Origin of the sequence: Streptomyces sp. V4I2 (assembly GCF_030817655.1) — a bacterium.
In the GTDB taxonomy this organism is placed as follows: domain Bacteria; phylum Actinomycetota; class Actinomycetes; order Streptomycetales; family Streptomycetaceae; genus Streptomyces; species Streptomyces plumbiresistens.
Genome location: NZ_JAUSZM010000003.1, coordinates 1806508 through 1822996, shown reverse-complemented (window position 1 = coordinate 1822996; position 16489 = coordinate 1806508). Strand labels below are relative to the sequence as shown.

The following is a 16489-nucleotide window of genomic DNA, read 5'->3' as shown; positions in this document are numbered from 1 at the left end:
CCTCCGGACCTGCCTTTGCCCTGGGACCGGCCTGTGAGCCTCCGCCCCCGCCCCCGCCCCCGCCCCCGCCCCCGCCCCCGCCCCCGCCTCTGAGCCTGCGCCCCCGCCGCCTGCCCTAGGTCTCCGCAGCCACCCGCAACCGCGCGAACTCCTCCGCCATCGTCGCGGCCGTCCAGTGCGCGTTCAGGCCGCTCGGATTCGGCAGCGCCCACACCCGCGTGTCCCCGATCGTCCGCTCCTGCGGCCCCACTTGGGCCCTGCGGTCGTCGAACGCGGCCCGGTAGGCGGTGACCCCGACGACGGCCAGCCAACGCGGCCGCAGCCGGGCCACCTTGAGTGCCAGGAGCCGCCCGCCCTCCCGGTACTCCTCCGCGCTCAGCTCGTCGGCCCGCGCGCTCGCCCGGGCCACGACGTTCGTGATGCCGAGCCCGTACGACAGCAACTCCTGCTGTTCGGACGGCTTCAGGAGCCTCGGCGTGAACCCGGACAGATGCAGCACCGGCCAGAACCGGTTGCCGGGTCGGGCGAAGTGGTGGCCTGTCGCGGCCGTCATCAGACCGGGGTTGATGCCGCAGAACAGCACGCGCAGGCCGTCCGCGACGACGTCCGGTACCAGACGGTCGCGGGCGGCCTCCAACTCCTCGGGAGTGAAGCGCGTCAGAGGATCGCTCCGGGGGTGTAACCCGCGGCCTCCGGGCGCTGCTTCACGATCTCCTCGACGCGGCCGACGACCGTGGCGACCTGGTCGGCCGCCGCGCCCGTGAAGGACAGCTTGTCGGCCATCAGCACGTCCAGCTGGGCACGGTCGAGCGGGATGCGCTCGTCGGCGGCCAGCTTGTCGAGCAGCTCGTTGCGCTCGGCGCCCCGCTCGCGCATCGCCAGCGCGGAGGCCACCGCGTTCTCCTTGATCGCCTCGTGCGCGACCTCACGGCCGACGCCCGCGCGCAGCGCGCCCATCAGCACCTTGGTGGTGGCGAGGAACGGCAGGTAGCGGTCCAGCTCCCGGGCGACGACGGCAGGGAAGGCGCCGAATTCGTCGAGCACCGTCAGGAATGTCTCCAGCAGCCCGTCAAGGGCGAAGAACGCGTCGGGGAGGGCCACCCGGCGCACCACCGAGCAGGACACGTCCCCCTCGTTCCACTGGTCACCGGCCAGCTCGCCGGTCATCGACGCGTAGCCGCGCAGGATGACCATCAGGCCGTTGACGCGCTCGCAGGAACGGGTGTTCATCTTGTGCGGCATCGCGGACGAGCCGACCTGGCCCGGCTTGAAGCCCTCGGTCACCAGCTCGTGCCCGGCCATCAGGCGGATCGTCTTCGCCAGCGAGGAGGGGGCCGCCGCCAGCTGCACCAGCGAGGTCACCACCTCGTAGTCCAGCGAGCGCGGGTAGACCTGGCCGACCGAGGTGAACGCCTGGTGGAAGCCCAGGTGGCCGGCGATCCGCTGCTCCAGGTCCGCCAGCTTGCCCGCGTCCCCGCCCAGCAGGTCCAGCATGTCCTGCGCCGTACCGACCGGGCCCTTGATGCCGCGCAGCGGGTAGCGGGCGAGGAGTTCCTCGACCCGGCCGTAGGCCACGAGCAGCTCGTCGGCCGCGGTCGCGAACCGCTTGCCGAGGGTCGTCGCCTGCGCGGCCACGTTGTGCGAGCGGCCGGCCATCACCAGCTCGCCGTACTCGCCCGCCAGCTTCCCGAGCCGCGCCAGCACGGCCACCGTACGGTCGCGCATCAGCTCAAGGGAGAGCCGGATCTGCAACTGCTCCACGTTCTCGGTGAGGTCCCGGGACGTCATGCCCTTGTGGACCTGCTCGTGCCCGGCGAGGTCGTTGAACTCCTCGATCCGCGCCTTCACGTCGTGCCGCGTGACCTTCTCGCGCTCGGCGATCGAGGCCAGGTCGACCTGGTCGAGGACCCGCTCGTAGTCGGCGATCGCCGCGTCCGGCACCTCGATCCCGAGGTCCTTCTGGGCCCGCAGCACGGCGAGCCAGAGCTGACGCTCCAGCTTCACCTTCTGCTCGGGCGACCAGAGCGTGGCGAGCTCGGTCGAGGCGTAGCGTCCGGCGAGGACGTTCGGGATGCGGGGCTTGGCGGGAGCAGAAGTCACGTGTACGGAGTTTACCTGCCGTCCGTGGGGGCTCTGAAACGTCCATAGAGTCCAGAGAGCGCAGGTCGGATGCACTCCGACCTGCGCTCTTCCGTGGGGTCTGTGAGACGAGTGTGAGACGCCCGCTTCTGCCGTCAGGACGCGTGCTCTGTCGAGGGCTCCTGAGCACATCGCGCCTTGCCGCTGGGCAAGTGCGGTTTGCCCTGGCCGCTCGTGGACACGTGGCTGCCGCAGTTCCGGCAACGCCAGATCTGCTGCCCGTGGGCGTCTGTGTCGGGTGCGTCGACGTGGCCGACGACCTGGTGAGCTTCGCCGCTCACCTGCGGCAGCTCGCCCGCACCGTCCGCACCGTCAACCACGCTGCTCCCGTGGAGCGTGCGGCATGACGACCACCATCCCCTTGCAGCACGGCCGGTGCCGCACCCACAACCCCGTCGGCGACTACGACGAACCCACCCAACACCAGCGAGACCCTCACCGTCACCCCCGTCCACGGGGAAGAGGCCCACCTCTCAGAGGACGGATCGCTCGACCTTCATCATCGGCGACGGCGCGCTGGAAGTCGTCCCCATACAGGAGCACGGCGGACGGTCGGTCGGGGACGACCTGTTCGGGGTGTCGGCGTGGCTGCACCGGCTGTCCGAGGACATCAACGTGCCCTACAACACGATCAAGGAGTACAGGTGGGTGGCCAGCCGGTTCCCTGAGCAGCACCGGTGCCCCAGGGTGGCCTTCAGTACGCACCAGGTCCTCGCAGCGATCTCGGATCCCGAGGAACGCTGGGATGCGATCAGGAATCCGCCGCTGGACGAGCGGACCGGCACGCGGCGGTGGACAAACCACTTACGCAGTAGTCACTGGAGAGCCGGATGCCCAACGTCATGTCCGGTTCGGCGGGAGGCCGTGCGGGAAAGGACTCGCCCTCGACGAGCACCGGCCTCGCCGCGCGGCCCACCCATCGGCGTGGTTGTTGCATGCGCGCCGGAACGTGAGGGACTACGAAACTCTGCCCGAGCACTCCGAAGCGATGCTCACCCTTGCCGCGATCACGCTCATGACTCGACGACTCGCCCGCCAGCCCGTCTGTCCCAGGGCTGCGGCACCCGGGCCGACCCACAGTCGTCATGGCCGCGTGAGCCGTCTGCCGCCGCTCTGATGATCAGGTGCCAGTCACGGTGCGAGCGCGCGGGCGATGGGCCAGGCGCCGGGTGAGGTGTTGGAGAGCACGGTGTGGGTGGTGGCGGTGTGCGGGTCGTGGGTGGACTTGAACGATGCGCCGGCGTCGTAGCCGACCAGGATCACCGTGTCGGTGCTCTCGTGCAGCCAAAAGCCGAGGCCATAGCGCATCGACTTGTGGGGCACGTCCCGGCGCGGCCGAACTACCTCGGCGACGCAATCCACGATGTCGCCGGCGAAGAGCGCGCGCCAGAAGGTGGAGATGTCGGCGGCGGTGGTGTGGATGCCGCCGTCACCGGTGGCCAGCACCGGCAGGTGGAAGATGTTGGAGCGATCCACCCCGTCCAAGGGCAGGTAGCCCACGGCCGCGTCAGCAGGTAGCTCATCGGAGCGGAGTAAGTCGGTTGTGGTCATACCAGCCGGGCTGAGCACCCGTTGTCGGACCAGGTCGTGCTAGCCGATGCCACTGGCCCGCTCCGCCAGCAGGGCGAGCACCACGAATCCACCGTTGCAGTAGCCGAACCGCTCACCGGCCCCGAACTTGGCGGGATGGCCGTCCAACAAGGGCAGGAAAGCCTCGGTGGTAGTCAGCTCGTGCGCCGCACCGACGACGTAATCGGTGATCTTGGTGTCGGCCTCTTCGTCCAGGTAGTCACCGATGCCAGAGGTGTGGGTGAGGAGATGCTCCACGGTGACGTCGTCCGCGATCAGCGGTAGATCCTTGCCGAGCAGGGATCGAGCGGTGGTGTCCAGCTCCAGCGCGCCGTCACCAATCAGCGAGAGCACGGCCAGGGCGGTGAACCCTTTGCTGCCGCTGGCGATGCCGAATCTGGTGTCCAGGGTGTTGGGAATGCGGTACGTGCGGTTGGCCAGCCCGTAGGCCTTCGCGAACTCGACCTGGCCGGCCTGGTCGATCCAGACCACACCGGAGAAGCCGGTTTCCTCGGCGATCTTGTCAATGGTCCGGGGTGAAGGGGCATGCGCGGGCGATGAGCAGGGCGACGTCGTCGTGGTCGTCGGGGTGCCGGAGGTCGTGCAGCAGCCGGTCGCAGGTCTCCTCCAGAGGCTGCTCGGGTGCGTCGAGGAGGTGGAGGAGGGTGTCGAGGCGTTCATCGATGGGGTGCTGGCGGGTCTCGACCAGTCCGTCGGTGTACAGGACCAGTTGGTCGCCGGGGGCGAGGGTCAGGGTGGTGGTCTCGAAGGGGACGCCGCCGACACCGAGCGGGGCGCCGGTGGGCAGGACGAGCAGTTCGGGATGCTTGCCGCTGCGGACGAGTACGGGGGGCAGGTGGCCGGCGTTGGCGATGTGGCACGTGGCGTCGTGCGGATCGTAGGCGGCGTAGAGGCAGGTGGCGATGTACTGCTCGAGCCGGGAAGTGATCTTGTCGAGCTGTTCAAGGACCTGGGCGGGAGCCAGATCAAGGCCGGCGAAGGCGGCGGTGGCAGTGCGCAGGCGCCCCATGGCGGCGGCGGCGTCGATTCCGCTGCCCATCACGTCGCCCACGACCAGTGCTGTCCTGTCGCCCTCGAGGGGGAGGACGTCGTACCAGTCGCCGCCGACCTCGTAGGCGGCCTGGGCGGGCAGGTAGCGGGAAGCGACGTGCAGTCCAGGCAGGTGGGGCGGAAGGTCCGGAAGCAGACTGCGCTGCAGGATCTCGGCGGCGTTGCGCACGCTCTGGTGCGTGCGGGCGTTGTCCATGCATACCGCGGCGCGGGAGGCCAGCTCGGTGGCGATGGCGAGGTCGTCCTCGTCGAAGGGCCGCGGATCGCGGGCGCGGGTGAGTCCCAGGAAGCCGAGGACGCTGCCGCGGGCGGCGAGGGGGATGGCCATGTAGGAGTGCACTCCGGCGCGGGCCAGCAGCATGGCGGCGTGTTCGTCGCAGGCGATGCGCGTCAGGTCGTTGCCGTCGGCGTGGCGGATCAGGACGGGCCGGCCGGTGCGCACGCATCGGGTGGCCAGTCGGTCGGCGTCGTACGCGGCGATCCGGCCGGGCGGATCGGCGGCGTGGGCGGCCTCGGTGGGATAGGCGGCTTTCACCGCGAGCGCGCGGAAACGTGCGGGGCCGCCGCGGGATGCGGGGCGGTGCTCGTCGAGGACGGAGTCCAGCACGTCGACGGCGACCAGGTCGGCGAACTCGGGAACGGTCACCTCGGCCAGCTCCCGGGCGGTCTGCTCGACCTCCAGGGTGGTGCCGATGCGGGCGGAGCCGTCGGCGATCAGGGCCAGGCGCCGCCGCGTCTCAGTGGCCTCCATGGCCGACAGGTACCGCTCGGTGACGTCCACCACCAGCTCGGCCACCCCGAGAACACGGCCCTGGGTGTCCTCCAGCCGATACAGCGAGATCGACCAGGCGTGCTTGTGCTCCGGGTCGGCCGGGGTGCGGCCGACAATGGGCGGCCCGTCGACGAGTGGGGTCCCGGCCTGGAGGACCTGCCGCATCGCCGCCTCGGCCTCCTCGAACTCGGCGCCGCTCATGACGTCGCGGTAGTGCCGGCCGAGGTGCTGTGCCACCGCAATGCCATGGATGCGCTCCAGAGCGGGGTTGACGGCCACGTACTTGAGATCGGTGTCGAAGATCGCCACCCCGATGGGGGACTGGGAGATGAGACGGGTGGACAGGGCGACATCCCGCTCCAGTTCACGGAGCGTGGGGGAGTCGGTGCCGAGCCCGAGGGCGTAGAACTCGCCGCGATCGTTGAGCAGCCGCGTATTGCGCAGCTCCACCGATCGCGTGCTGCCGTCCTTGCACCGGACAGGGAACGAGCCGCCCCAGCTCTTGCCGGTCTCCATGACCTCGGCAAACCTCTTGATCACCCAGTCCCAGTGCTCTTCATGGACGAGCAGCCGTGCCGCGTACTGCCCGAGCGCCTCCTCGGCGCCATAGCCGTACAGCGCCTCGGCCTGCGGGCTCCACAGGACGATCCGGCCGTCGGCGTCCAGCAGTACTGCCGCGACACCGATGAGGTCCATCAGCCCGCTCGGCGGCGGCGGCGAGCCCTCCCGGCGGCTGACCGCCGGGCCGATGCCCGCGGCAGGCCGTTCGGCTTCGCTCATCGCAGGCACTCCTTCCGCCAACCGGCGCAGGGCCATCCGCGCCCTGGCTGCGCCTGCAGGCGCTTCGGCTTCCATGGTCCCCCTGACCGCCGGACCACACACCCCGTCGTCACGATGTCGGCTGACGTGGCGGACAAGGGGTCGTTCGTATGCGACCAGCTGTTGCGCGAGCAGCGGCGGCCGCTCCGCTCATCCGGACGTGGGCGGGGCAGGGGGTCGGTAGGCTCCTGTCGGGTTCCGCCACGTTCGCGGGTGAGTGGCTCAGCCAAGCTGAGGGCAGAGGGCACGCTCATCGACCGGCGGCCGACGGAGTCCGGTCCCGTTCACCCACCGCCGCCCCGGTGTAGCGGAACCGCACTCACCTGCCCGCCCGGCCCGTGGGCGGCGCGAGAGCGCCCCGGCGAACGTCGTAAACCGATCGGTTTTCGTTTTGTCCATTATCGAGTTAACCTCGCGGTATGACCACCGTAGTGAAGCCAAGCACCAGAGAGCGGCTGCTGGAGGCAGCGGCCACGCTCACCTACCGAGACGGCGTCGGCATCGGCGTCGAGGCGCTGTGCAAGGCGGCGGGGGTGTCGAAGCGCTCCCTGTACCAGCTGTTCGCGAGCAAGGACGAACTGCTGGCGGCGAGCCTGAAGGAGCGCGCCTCCGCCTTCGTTGCCGAGCTGCTGCCGATGACGGACGACGACCGCTCACCCCGCGAGCGGATCCTGTACGTCTTCGACCAGATGGAGGAGCAGGCGGGTGCGCCTGACTTCCAAGGCTGCCGGTACCTGGCTGCCCAGATCGAGCTCAAGGACCAGAGCCACCCGGCAAGCCAGGTGGCCCACCGGGTCAAGGAGAATCTGACCACCTTCTTCCGTGCCGAGGCCGAACGGGGCGGGGCACGCCATCCCGACCTGCTGGCCCGGCAGCTCAGCCTGGTCTTCGACGGCGCCAGCGCCCGCGCGGGGATCGGAGCCGACAAGCTGACCGGGCTCGTCACGCCCACCGTGACCACCCTGCTCGAGGCGGCAGGCATGCACTGACGCATCCCCTTTTCGGGCAGGCACCGTGACCGTGTGCCCTCCCCAGGTCGATGGCTCCCGTCTCTGATGCCCCGCAATCGAGGGGGGCGGGTGGCCGTAAGGGTGTTGACTGGCGTGCCGCGCGCCAGGAAGGCCGTCGGCTCGTCGACGTCAGTGCCCAACAGCAGGTGCGCGGCTTCCGAGGGGCTCATCCCCTGCTGCTGGAGCGTTTGGGTGTGCCGTAGTGGCCCTTGAGTGTGGAACCGGCGACCGCTGTGCGGATGACACGCTCGCCTGTCTCCTGCGCGCTGACCCTGTCGCTGCGGATGACAACCTCAGCCTTGCGCTCGGAAACCGATCGGTTTACGATGTTGGAAACCGGTCGGTTTCTCAATGAATCCAAGGGCTGGTCCGTGGTCACGTCCCCTTCGGGCGGGCCCTACCCGAATCACCGTCTGCAGCAGTTCACACAAAGGGAAGCCAGCGAGATGCCGAGCACAGAGCCACGTCCCACGATTCACATCCCGGGAACCACCAGCCACACCATCGCCCCGCGCGCAGGACACGGCAGCGACGAAGGGACCCTGCGTTACCTCAGAGCGGGCACCGGCGCTCCCGTGGTCCTGCTGCACACCGTGCGCACCCAGGCTGAGCACTTCCGCTCCCTCATCCCGCTGATCGCGGACCAGTACACCGTGTATGCCCTCGACCTGCCGGGGATGGGCTACTCCGAGATCGTGCCCGGGGCGTCGTACGACGAGCCGGCCATGCGTGCGGGCGTCAAGCGGCTCCTGACCGAACTCGACCTCCACGACGTGACCCTGGTCGGGGAGTCCATGGGGGCGGTGCTCGCCCTGACCACCGCGGCCGACCTGCCCGAGCGGGTCCGGCGCGTCGTCGCGGTGAACGCGTACGACTTCCGCGGCGGTATCGCCCGGTCCAGTCTTCTCGCCCGTGTGGTGGTCAGCGGTGTCCTCGCTCCGGGGGTGGGCGCGGTGGTCGCCGGGGTGGAACCCAAGCCCGTCGTCCGCAGGATCCTGCAGGGCGGCGTGGTCGACAAAACCGCGCTGCGGGAGGACTACCTCGACGAACTCCTCCAGGTGGGCAGCCGCCCCGGCTACCCGGCCGTCGCCCGGGCCGTGTACCAGAGCATGCCCAGCCTCATCGCCGCCCGCTCGCGCTACCCGGAGGTCAAGGCACCCGTCCACCTCGTCTACGGGGAGAAGGACTGGTCCCGGCCCTCGGACCGGCAAGCCGACAAGGAGCTGCTGCCGGCCGCCGATTTCACGCAGGTGCCGGGAGCAGGCCACTTCATCGCCTTGGAACGGCCCGACCTGCTGGCCGACCTGCTGAACGCGGTGGCGTGACCGCCCCGAAAGCGCTGTAGTCACCCCCGTTCGGGTGTAGTGCGGGACGGGGACCACGCTCGACCATGTGTCTGACAGCGTCGTGGCATGCAAAGGAGCAGCGCGTGGCGGAGATACGGATCGAGTTCGATGTTCCCGCGGAGATGCGTGACGGCACGGTGCTGCGCGCAGATGTCTACCGGCCCGGAGGTACGGGGCCGTGGCCGGTGTTGCTGGCCCGGCTGCCGTATGGCAAGCAGACCCCGATGATGGGCGTCGTACTCGATCCGCTGGCCGCGGCCAGGCGTGGCTTCATGGTGGTCATCCAGGACACCCGGGGTCGGTTCGCCTCCGAGGGCGAGTGGGAGCCGTGGACGTACGAGGGGAGCGACGGCTACGACACCGTGCGGTGGGCCGCCGCGCTGCCCGGCTCGAACGGTTCCGTCGGCATGATCGGCGGCAGCTACTTCGGCAACACCCAGTGGATGGCGGCCCTGTCGAAGCCGCCGGAGCTGAAGGCCATCGCGCCGATGATCACCTGGTCCGATCCGGAGGACGGTCTGTGGACGCGCGGCGGCGCGATCGAGCTCGGCATCACCGCGCCCTGGACCCTGCTGCAGGGCGCCGACACGCTGATGCGCCGTCACCGCACCGACCTCGACGGACTCGTGAGCGGCGTCACCGGACTCGTACGGGATCTGGACGGTTTGGCGCGCGGCGGTTACGGGGAGCTGCCCGCCGGGCGGTTTCCCGCGTTCGCCCGGCACGATCTGCCCGAGCTGGGCTACGAGCGTTCCCGGCGGGAGCCCGAGTGGGCGCGGTCCTGTACTGTCGCGGGCCGCCACGACGAGGTCGACCTGCCCACCTTCCAACTCGGCGGCTGGTACGACATCTTCACCCAGGGCACGCTCGACAACTTCACCGCCATGCGCCGCGCCGGCCGGTCCGTCACGTTGATCGGGCCCGTGGACCCACACCAACTGGCAGCACGTGGTCGGTGACGTCAACTTCGGATTCGCTGCGCACTCCGAGTTCATGGGCATGCGGGGACGCGTGCACGACCTGCAGTTCGACTGGTTCGCGCGCACGCTCGGCGAGGGGGCGGCGCTGGAGCCGGACACGGGCACGGTGTTGCTGTTCGTGATGGGGACCAACCAGTGGCGCGAGGAGACGGAATGGCCCCTGTCGCGGGCCGTGGACACCGACTTCCACCTGCGCGCGGACGGACGCCTGACCCCCGAGCCGACGTCCGTCGCCGAGCAGGCCGATCAGTTCACCTACGACCCGATGGATCCGGTGCCCACCACCGGCGGCGCGCTCCTGATGACCGACGACTTCCGTCCCGGACCGCTGGACCAGGCTGCCGTGGAAGCGCGCGAGGACGTCCTGGTCTTCACCAGCGAACCACTCGCCGAGGACCTGGAAGTGACCGGCCGGGTCCGGGCGGTGCTCTTCGCCGCCACCGACGGCCCCTCGACCGACTGGGTGGCCCGCCTGTGCGACGTCGACGAGAACGGCGTCTCGCTCAATGTGACCGACGGCATCGTGAGGGTGCGCGCGGCGACGCCGGGCGAGGCAGCCGAGCACGTCGTGGACCTGTGGTCCACCAGCATGGTCTTCAAGGCGGCCCACCGCATACGGGTCCAGGTCACCTCCAGCAACTTCCCCCGCTGGGACCGCAACCTCAACACGGGCGAACCCGAAGAGAGCGCGACCACGGCCCGAACCGCCCGCCAGCAGGTCTTCCACGACCCCGCCCGACCGTCCCGCATCGTCCTGCCCGTGGTGCCTCCGGCCTGACCGGGGGCGAGGGGAGAGCCGGCCGATCCGTTGCTCCGGCGGGCAAGGGCGCCGAAGCAGCCATGTCGGCTCGGTCGAAGGGGGCAGGCATCCTGCGGCGGAGGCGGTCATCCATGTGCGCGGCATGAGTGCCGGCCCCCACTTGCAGGATGTCGTCCGGATCCTCGCCACCGAGACGGCGGGCGGGCAGCCCGGCTCCCGGGCAGTGGCCACCCGTCTGACCGAGGTGCTCTTCGTGCTCGCGATCCGCGCCTGGATCGAACGGGCCGATACCGCCACCGAGACGGGACCGTCCTGGCTGACCGCCCTGCGCGACCCGCGCATCGGGACCTCCCTGTCACTGATGCACGAAGAGCCGCACCGCGACTGGACGGTGGAGAGCCTGGCCCGCACCGTCACGATGTCCCGCCCGGCCTTCGCCCGCCGGTTCAAGGAGGTGGTGGGCCACACCCCACTGGCCTACCTCGCGCCTCGCGCGCGTGCGGATCGACCGGGCCGCCCGGCTGCTGCGCGACACCGACAATCCGGTCGGCGACATCGCGCAAGCCGTTGGATACCGCTCCGAGTTCGCCTTCTCGCGGGCGTTCTCCCGGGAACAGGGCATCGCGCCAGGCCGCTACCGGGATTCATTCGCAGTGCCCCGGTGCTCACGCCGGGGGTGAAGCGAATCTGATGGTGGCGACGCGGAGCGTCGCCGCGTCTGCTCCGGCGGAGCCGGAGACGGCACATTCGTCACTCATGGCGCGAAGCGCCATGACGGCCCGCCCCGGCGGAGCCGGGGAACGCTCATACCGGCCGGTTCTGCTGTTCGATGTACTGCCTGACCACGGTGAGGGGGGCGCCGCCGACGGTGCCGGCGAAGTAGGAGCCCGACCACAGCTTGTTGGCACGCCAGTAGTGCCCTACCAGGTCGGGGAACTCTTGGCGCAGGCGGCGTGAGGAGACGCCCTTGAGGGAGTTGACCAGCTTGGTGACGGCGACCTTGGGCGGGAAGTTCACCAGGAGGTGGACGTGGCTGTCCTCGCCGTTGAACTCCACCAACTCGCACTCGAAGTCCGTGCACACGGATCGCATGATCTCCTCCATCCGCGTCAGATGAACATCGGTGAACACCTTGTGCCGGAACTTGGTCACGAAGACCAAGTGCACATGCATCACGAAAACGCAGTGCCGACCAGTTCTGAACTTCTGCATCTCACCCATAACCCAAGTATGTAACGTGGCCGTCATGCAGCTCCGGTACTCCTTCAGGCTGTACCCGGACACCGGCCAACAGAGGGCGCTGGCGAAGGCGTTCGGGTGCGCCCGTGTCGTGTTCAACGACGCGGTCCGCGCCCGTGAGGAGGCCAGAGCGGCCGAGCAGCCGTTCCCGAAGATCGGCGAGCTGTCCACCCGCCTGATCACCCAGGCGAAGCAGACCACCTCACGCTCCTGGCTGGGCGAGGTCTCCGCGGTGGTGCTCCAGCAGTCCCTGCGGGACGTCGAGACCGCCTACCGCAACTTCTTCGCCTCCCTCAAGGGCGATCGCAAGGGGCCCAGGACCGGTGCGCCCCGCTTCAAGTCCCGCAAGGACAAGCGGCAGTCGATCCGGTTCACCGCCAACGCCCGCTGGTCCATCACCGACAGCGGACGGCTGAACCTGCCGAAGATCGGCGCGGTGAAAGTGACGTGGTCCCGCACCCTGCCCACCACCCCCACCTCCGTCACCGTCATCAAGGACGCGGCCGGCAGGTTCTTCGCCTCCTTCGTCATCCACACCGACCCCGCCACCGACGCGACCCGGATGCCCGAAACCGACCAGACCATCGGCATCGACCTCGGCCTCACCCACTTCGCCGTCCTGTCCGACGGCACGAAGATCGACTCCCCGCGCTTCCTGCGGCGCGCGGAGAAGAAACTGAAGAAGGCCCAGCGGGAGCTGTCCCGCAAACAGAAGGGATCCAGGAACCGGGAGAAGGCCCGCCTGAAGGTTGCCCGCGCCCACGCCAAGGTCACCGACGCCCGTCATGAGTTCCACCACCAGCTCTCCACCAGGCTGATCTCCGAGAACCAAGGGATCGCCGTGGAGGACCTGTCGGTGGCGGGACTGGCCCGCACCAGGCTGGCCAAGTCCGTGCACGACGCCGGATGGGCCTCATTCGTGAACATGCTCCAGTACAAGGCGGAGCGGTACGGACGCACCCTGATCACGATCGGCCGGTTCGAGCCGACCTCCCAGACCTGCTCGACCTGCGGCGTCAAGGACGGGCCCAAACCCCTCAACGTCCGGGAATGGACCTGTACCGCCTGCGGCAGCGTCCACGACCGGGACCACAACGCCGCGATCAACGTCAAGACGGCCGCCGGACTGGCGGTATCAGCCTGCGGAGCGCCGGTAAGACCAGAACTCGTTCTGGCACAGCGCGAAGAAACAGGAAGCCACGAATTCCCGACCCAAGCCCGTGCCGCGTAGCGGCACAGCAACGATCGAGAAGGCCAGAATCCTCGGGCTTCAGCCCGAGGAGCAAGTCAACGTCGTACGGCATCAGTGCCGTCCTGATCAGCCGCTTGCTGAAGCTTCGCCTCCGTCGGCAGGGTGCGGCGGTACGGCGCGGTTGTTGAGGTCCACCGAGAGGAAGATGTCGTTCGCGACGGGGTTGCGGATCTCCTCGGCGAGCTGGCCGATGAGTCCGGCCGTGCGGGCGAGCAGGGCGAAGGCACGCAGCAGTTCCAGCGGGAGGCCGAGGTCGGCGAGCGCGGCGCCGCAGACGCCGGCGCCGTTCAACGGCAGTGTTCTGCCCAGAACTTGAGGGTGGATTCGGCCGATGGCGGCGAAGAGCGACAGGTGCGGACCGACCAGCTCTTCCTCGGCGGCGATGTGGAACAGCCTCGGTGTGCGGGGGTCGCCCTCTTTGTGAACGTGGTGCCCGAGACCGGGGATCACTCTGCTCTCCGCTCGTGCCGAGCGCACGGAGGCGAGGGCCAGTTCGTCCCAGCCTGCCTCGTCGGTTGGGGGGCCACCCTGCGCTGTCGACAGGGCGTCGTGGAGGAACCTGCCGCAGTCCTCGGTCACGCCGAGGAAGCGTGAGCCGCCGCCCAGGAGCCCGGCGGCGAGGGCGCCCTGGACCGAGTCGGGCGCCGACAGGTACGTCAGCCTGGTCGTGATCGCGGTCGGGGTGAAGCCGTGGTCGGCCAGGGCGGCGAGCACGGCCTCGAACACCCGTGTCTCCCCGGGGGTGGGTCGGCGCTGTGTGGCGAGCCAGAACGCCAGCTCGCCGAAGCCCACCTCGCCCATCACATCGGCCGCGAGGTCCTGGCCGAGCAGGGTGATCTTGTCCAGGGAGGACGCACCGAGCGCGGTCGGGTACTCAGGCATCGTCGTCCTCCAGCAAGTCCTGCAGCCACTTGCGCAGTTCGGCCCCGTGTTCGTCCAGCTCGGGCGGGGGCAGGCGGTAGGCGGCGGGCGTCTCGGAGAAGCGGATCGGGTGCCGTGTCGTGGGTACGGCCCGGTCTCCCTCGCCGACCTCGACGACCGGGTCGAGTCCGAAGCGTTCGGCCATCGCGAATCCGCCGTCGATGGTGTTGATCGGTCCGCAGGGGACCCCGGCGTCGACGAGCAGCTCGAACCACTCCAGGGCGGTCCTCGTCTTGAGCCGTTCGAGCAGGAGGGGCCGGAGTTCCTCCCGTCGCTCGGTACGGTCGGCGTTGTGCCGGAAGCGGGGATCGTCGGCGGTCTCGGGGATCCCGAGTACTTCGCACAGCTTGCGGAACTGCCCGTCGTTGGCCGCGGTGACGATCAGGTCCTGGTCGGCCGTCGGCAGCGGTTCGTAGGGGAAGACGCTGGGGTGCGCGTTGCCCATCCGGTAGGGCACGGTGTCGCCGGCGACGTAGGAGGAGCTGTGGTTGACCAGCCCGGTCAGTGCCGACGAGAGCAGGTTCACTTCGACGAGCTGGCCCCGGCCGGTGGCGTCGCGGTGCCGCAGCGCGGCGAGGATGCCGATGGCGGCGTGGTTGCCCGCCATCACGTCGAAGACGGAGATCCCGGCCCGGTACGGCGGCCCGTCCGGATCACCGGTGAGGCTCATCAGTCCGGAGATCGCCTGGACCATCAGGTCGTAGCCGGGTACGTTCCGGCCGGGTCCGGCTCCGAAACCGCTGATCGACGCGTAGACCACGCCCGGGTTCTGGGTGCTCACCGAGGCGTGGTCGAGGCCGTACCGGGCCAGTCCGCCCGGTTTGAAGTTCTCGATCACCACGTCCGCGCGCCGAGCGAGCTCCCTGGCCAGCCGCGCGTCCGCCTCGTCGCGGAAGTCGAGCGCGATCGACCGTTTCCCGCGGTTGATCCCGAGGTAGTAGGTCGACACACCGTCGCGCACCGGCGGCGTCCACGTGCGGGTGTCGTCCCCCTGGGGGCCCTCGACCTTCACCACGTCGGCCCCGAGATCGGCGAGCAGCATCGTCGCGTACGGACCGGCGAGGATGCGGGAGAAGTCCGCCACGAGCAGCCCGTCGAGCGGTCCGCGTGAGCCGCCTGAACCGCCGCTCATGGGCTACGCCCCCTCGTTCTGCACGGCGACGCCCTCGCCCCGGTACTCGCTGTAGGTGTACGGGTTCGAGATCACCTCGGTTGTCGGGATCTCCGGCTCCACGGCCTGACGCCACGCCTCCTCGCCCATGGTGGTCCGCGCGTAGTCCACGGTCGCGGCGACGGCGGTGCGGGCCCGCTCCAGGTCGACGCCGACCAGTTGGTGCGCGTACTTCACCACGGTTCCGTTGACCAGCACGGTGTGCACGTCGGCGCGGGTGGCCTGGTAGACCACGTGCCCGTAGGGGTGCAGGATCGGGTACATGGCCGGGGACCGGTCGTTCTTGAGCAGGACGAGGTCGGCCTTCTTGCCCGGCGTCAGCGAGCCGATGGTGTCGCTGAGGCCGAGGACGCCGGCGCCGCCGATCGTGGCCCACTCCACGACGTCCCGGGCCCGCAGGCTGTGGTGCACCACCGTCTCCCCGGCCGTGTGGGCCGCCATGTGCTCCCGCGTCCGGTCGGCCGACAGCGTGGCGCGCATCGCCGAGAACAGATCGGCGCTGAACCACACACTGGTGTCCATCGACAGTGACACGGGGATGCCGTGGCGCCTCAGCCGCCAGGTGGGAGGGTAGCCCTGGCCGGCGTTGTGCTCGCTTTCCGCCGACACCGAGACCGTGCCGCCCGAGGCGGCGATCCGGTGGTACGAGTCCTCGCTGAGCGTCGCTGCGTGGACATAGGTGACGTCGGGCGTCATGAACCCGTGGTCCCACATCAGACGTATGCCGTTGTCGTTCGTCGCGCCCCAGACGCCCGCGTGGGTGGTGACCGGCAGCCCGAGTTCACGCGCCGCCTCGAACGCCGCCTTCTCGGGGAACGCGTCGTCACCGGTCACGTCGAAGGCGAGCTGCAGGCCCAGCATGTCGTCCCGCCCGGAGAAGTGGCGGTCGACGAAGGACCGGAATTCCTTCGAGCGGGCCCACTCCCAGGGGGCGCCGAGCAGGTTGCCGTAGGCCAGCACGAAGCGGCCCGGCACCGCGCGCAGCGATTCGACGGCCGCGTCCCCGTGCTCGGGCGTCTGCAGTCCGTGCGACCAGTCCACCGTGGTGGTCACACCCGCGTCGAGCGCCTCGATGCCGGACAGCAGGTTGCCGGCGTGGATGTCCTCGGGGCGGAAGATCTTGCCCCAGTTGAGGTAGTAGAAGACGAAGTACTGCGACAGGGTCCAGTCGGCTCCGAGTCCACGCAGCGCGGTCTGCCACATGTGCCGGTGGGTGTCGACCATGCCGGGCATGAGGATGCCGCCGGCGCAGTCCACCACCACGGCGTCGTCGGGTGCCTGAAGGTCCCTTCCGACCTGTTCGATCCGTTCACCGCGGACCAGCACGTCGCCGCGGTCGAGCAGGCCGATCGCGGGGTCCATGGACAGGACGGTCGCGTTGCGGAACAGGACGGGGCGTCCGGGGGTGAAGTCTTCCCGGCGTGGTCGTTCGATCGTCAT

Annotated in this window: 14 protein-coding genes and 4 pseudogenes; 10 read left to right on the top strand and 8 right to left on the bottom strand. The window is 69.6% G+C overall.

Annotated features, from left to right (window positions below):
* Nucleotides 1-115: 115 nt before the first annotated feature.
* A complete protein-coding gene (mug, locus tag QFZ76_RS09275; RefSeq protein WP_307679967.1) occupies nucleotides 116-661 on the bottom strand; it encodes a G/U mismatch-specific DNA glycosylase in 546 nt (181 codons plus the stop codon).
* The gene (gene purB / locus QFZ76_RS09270; RefSeq protein WP_307673274.1) at nucleotides 658-2100 is read right to left on the bottom strand and encodes an adenylosuccinate lyase; all 1443 of its coding nucleotides are present in this window, start codon (nucleotides 2098-2100) and stop codon (nucleotides 658-660) included. The genes mug and purB overlap by 4 nt, the downstream gene beginning before the upstream one ends.
* A 221-nt stretch (nucleotides 2101-2321) precedes the next feature.
* Between purB and QFZ76_RS09265 the strand changes: the two genes are divergently transcribed.
* From QFZ76_RS09265 to QFZ76_RS09260, 3 genes and pseudogenes are all read left to right on the top strand, one after another.
* Nucleotides 2322-2486 (top strand): hypothetical protein, encoded by a 165-nt coding sequence (locus QFZ76_RS09265; RefSeq protein WP_307673273.1) that lies wholly within the window; start codon nucleotides 2322-2324, stop codon nucleotides 2484-2486.
* A pseudogene (locus QFZ76_RS51695) lies at nucleotides 2476-2952 on the top strand (DUF6192 family protein); the annotation flags it as partial. The gene QFZ76_RS09265 and the pseudogene QFZ76_RS51695, both read left to right, overlap by 11 nt.
* 109 nt (nucleotides 2953-3061) lie before the next feature.
* Nucleotides 3062-3256: pseudogene (locus QFZ76_RS09260) on the top strand (hypothetical protein); the annotation flags it as partial.
* Between the two features lie 14 nt (nucleotides 3257-3270).
* Here QFZ76_RS09260 and QFZ76_RS09255 read toward each other — a convergent pair.
* Both QFZ76_RS09255 and QFZ76_RS09250 read right to left on the bottom strand, forming a co-directional pair.
* A pseudogene (locus tag QFZ76_RS09255) lies at nucleotides 3271-4200 on the bottom strand (serine hydrolase domain-containing protein).
* A 31-nt stretch (nucleotides 4201-4231) separates the two neighbouring features.
* On the bottom strand, nucleotides 4232-6331 hold the full coding sequence (locus QFZ76_RS09250) for a SpoIIE family protein phosphatase (protein WP_307673272.1): 2100 nt from the start codon (nucleotides 6329-6331) through the stop codon (nucleotides 4232-4234).
* A 458-nt stretch (nucleotides 6332-6789) separates the two neighbouring features.
* On the opposite strand from QFZ76_RS09250, the gene QFZ76_RS09245 reads away from it, so the two are divergent.
* The 6 genes and pseudogenes from QFZ76_RS09245 to QFZ76_RS51685 all read left to right on the top strand — a co-directional run bounded on the left by QFZ76_RS09245 (nucleotide 6790) and on the right by QFZ76_RS51685 (nucleotide 11146).
* On the top strand, nucleotides 6790-7359 hold the full coding sequence (locus QFZ76_RS09245; protein WP_307673271.1) for a TetR/AcrR family transcriptional regulator: 570 nt from the start codon (nucleotides 6790-6792) through the stop codon (nucleotides 7357-7359).
* Between the two features lie 467 nt (nucleotides 7360-7826).
* The gene (locus QFZ76_RS09240; protein ID WP_307673270.1) at nucleotides 7827-8705 is read left to right on the top strand and encodes an alpha/beta fold hydrolase; all 879 of its coding nucleotides are present in this window, start codon (nucleotides 7827-7829) and stop codon (nucleotides 8703-8705) included.
* 104 nt (nucleotides 8706-8809) lie between these two features.
* A complete protein-coding gene (locus QFZ76_RS09235) occupies nucleotides 8810-9685 on the top strand; it encodes a CocE/NonD family hydrolase (protein ID WP_307673269.1) in 876 nt (291 codons plus the stop codon).
* Nucleotides 9675-10484: a CocE/NonD family hydrolase gene (locus QFZ76_RS09230; protein WP_307673268.1), complete on the top strand. Its 810-nt coding sequence runs from the start codon at nucleotides 9675-9677 to the stop codon at nucleotides 10482-10484. The genes QFZ76_RS09235 and QFZ76_RS09230 overlap by 11 nt, the downstream gene beginning before the upstream one ends.
* A 115-nt stretch (nucleotides 10485-10599) precedes the next feature.
* Nucleotides 10600-10938: pseudogene (locus tag QFZ76_RS51690) on the top strand (cupin domain-containing protein); the annotation flags it as partial.
* 25 nt (nucleotides 10939-10963) lie between these two features.
* A complete protein-coding gene (locus tag QFZ76_RS51685) occupies nucleotides 10964-11146 on the top strand; it encodes a helix-turn-helix domain-containing protein (RefSeq protein ID WP_373464510.1) in 183 nt (60 codons plus the stop codon).
* Nucleotides 11147-11270: 124 nt separating this feature from the next.
* On the opposite strand, the gene tnpA is transcribed toward QFZ76_RS51685, so the two are convergent.
* The gene (gene tnpA / locus QFZ76_RS09220; RefSeq protein ID WP_307673266.1) at nucleotides 11271-11687 is read right to left on the bottom strand and encodes an IS200/IS605 family transposase; all 417 of its coding nucleotides are present in this window, start codon (nucleotides 11685-11687) and stop codon (nucleotides 11271-11273) included.
* 25 nt (nucleotides 11688-11712) lie between these two features.
* On the opposite strand from tnpA, the gene QFZ76_RS09215 reads away from it, so the two are divergent.
* Entirely contained in the window at nucleotides 11713-12936 is a 1224-nt protein-coding gene (locus tag QFZ76_RS09215; protein ID WP_307673265.1) for an RNA-guided endonuclease TnpB family protein, read from the top strand.
* 87 nt (nucleotides 12937-13023) lie between these two features.
* On the opposite strand, the gene QFZ76_RS09210 is transcribed toward QFZ76_RS09215, so the two are convergent.
* The 3 genes from QFZ76_RS09210 to QFZ76_RS09200 are packed head-to-tail and all read right to left on the bottom strand — an operon-like array spanning nucleotide 13024 to nucleotide 16489.
* On the bottom strand, nucleotides 13024-13839 hold the full coding sequence (locus QFZ76_RS09210; protein WP_307673264.1) for a citryl-CoA lyase: 816 nt from the start codon (nucleotides 13837-13839) through the stop codon (nucleotides 13024-13026).
* Nucleotides 13832-15010: a CaiB/BaiF CoA-transferase family protein gene (locus QFZ76_RS09205; protein WP_307673263.1), complete on the bottom strand. Its 1179-nt coding sequence runs from the start codon at nucleotides 15008-15010 to the stop codon at nucleotides 13832-13834. Before QFZ76_RS09205 ends, QFZ76_RS09210 begins: the two co-directional genes overlap by 8 nt.
* Nucleotides 15011-15013: 3 nt before the next feature.
* Nucleotides 15014-16489: an amidohydrolase family protein gene (locus QFZ76_RS09200; protein ID WP_307673262.1), complete on the bottom strand. Its 1476-nt coding sequence runs from the start codon at nucleotides 16487-16489 to the stop codon at nucleotides 15014-15016.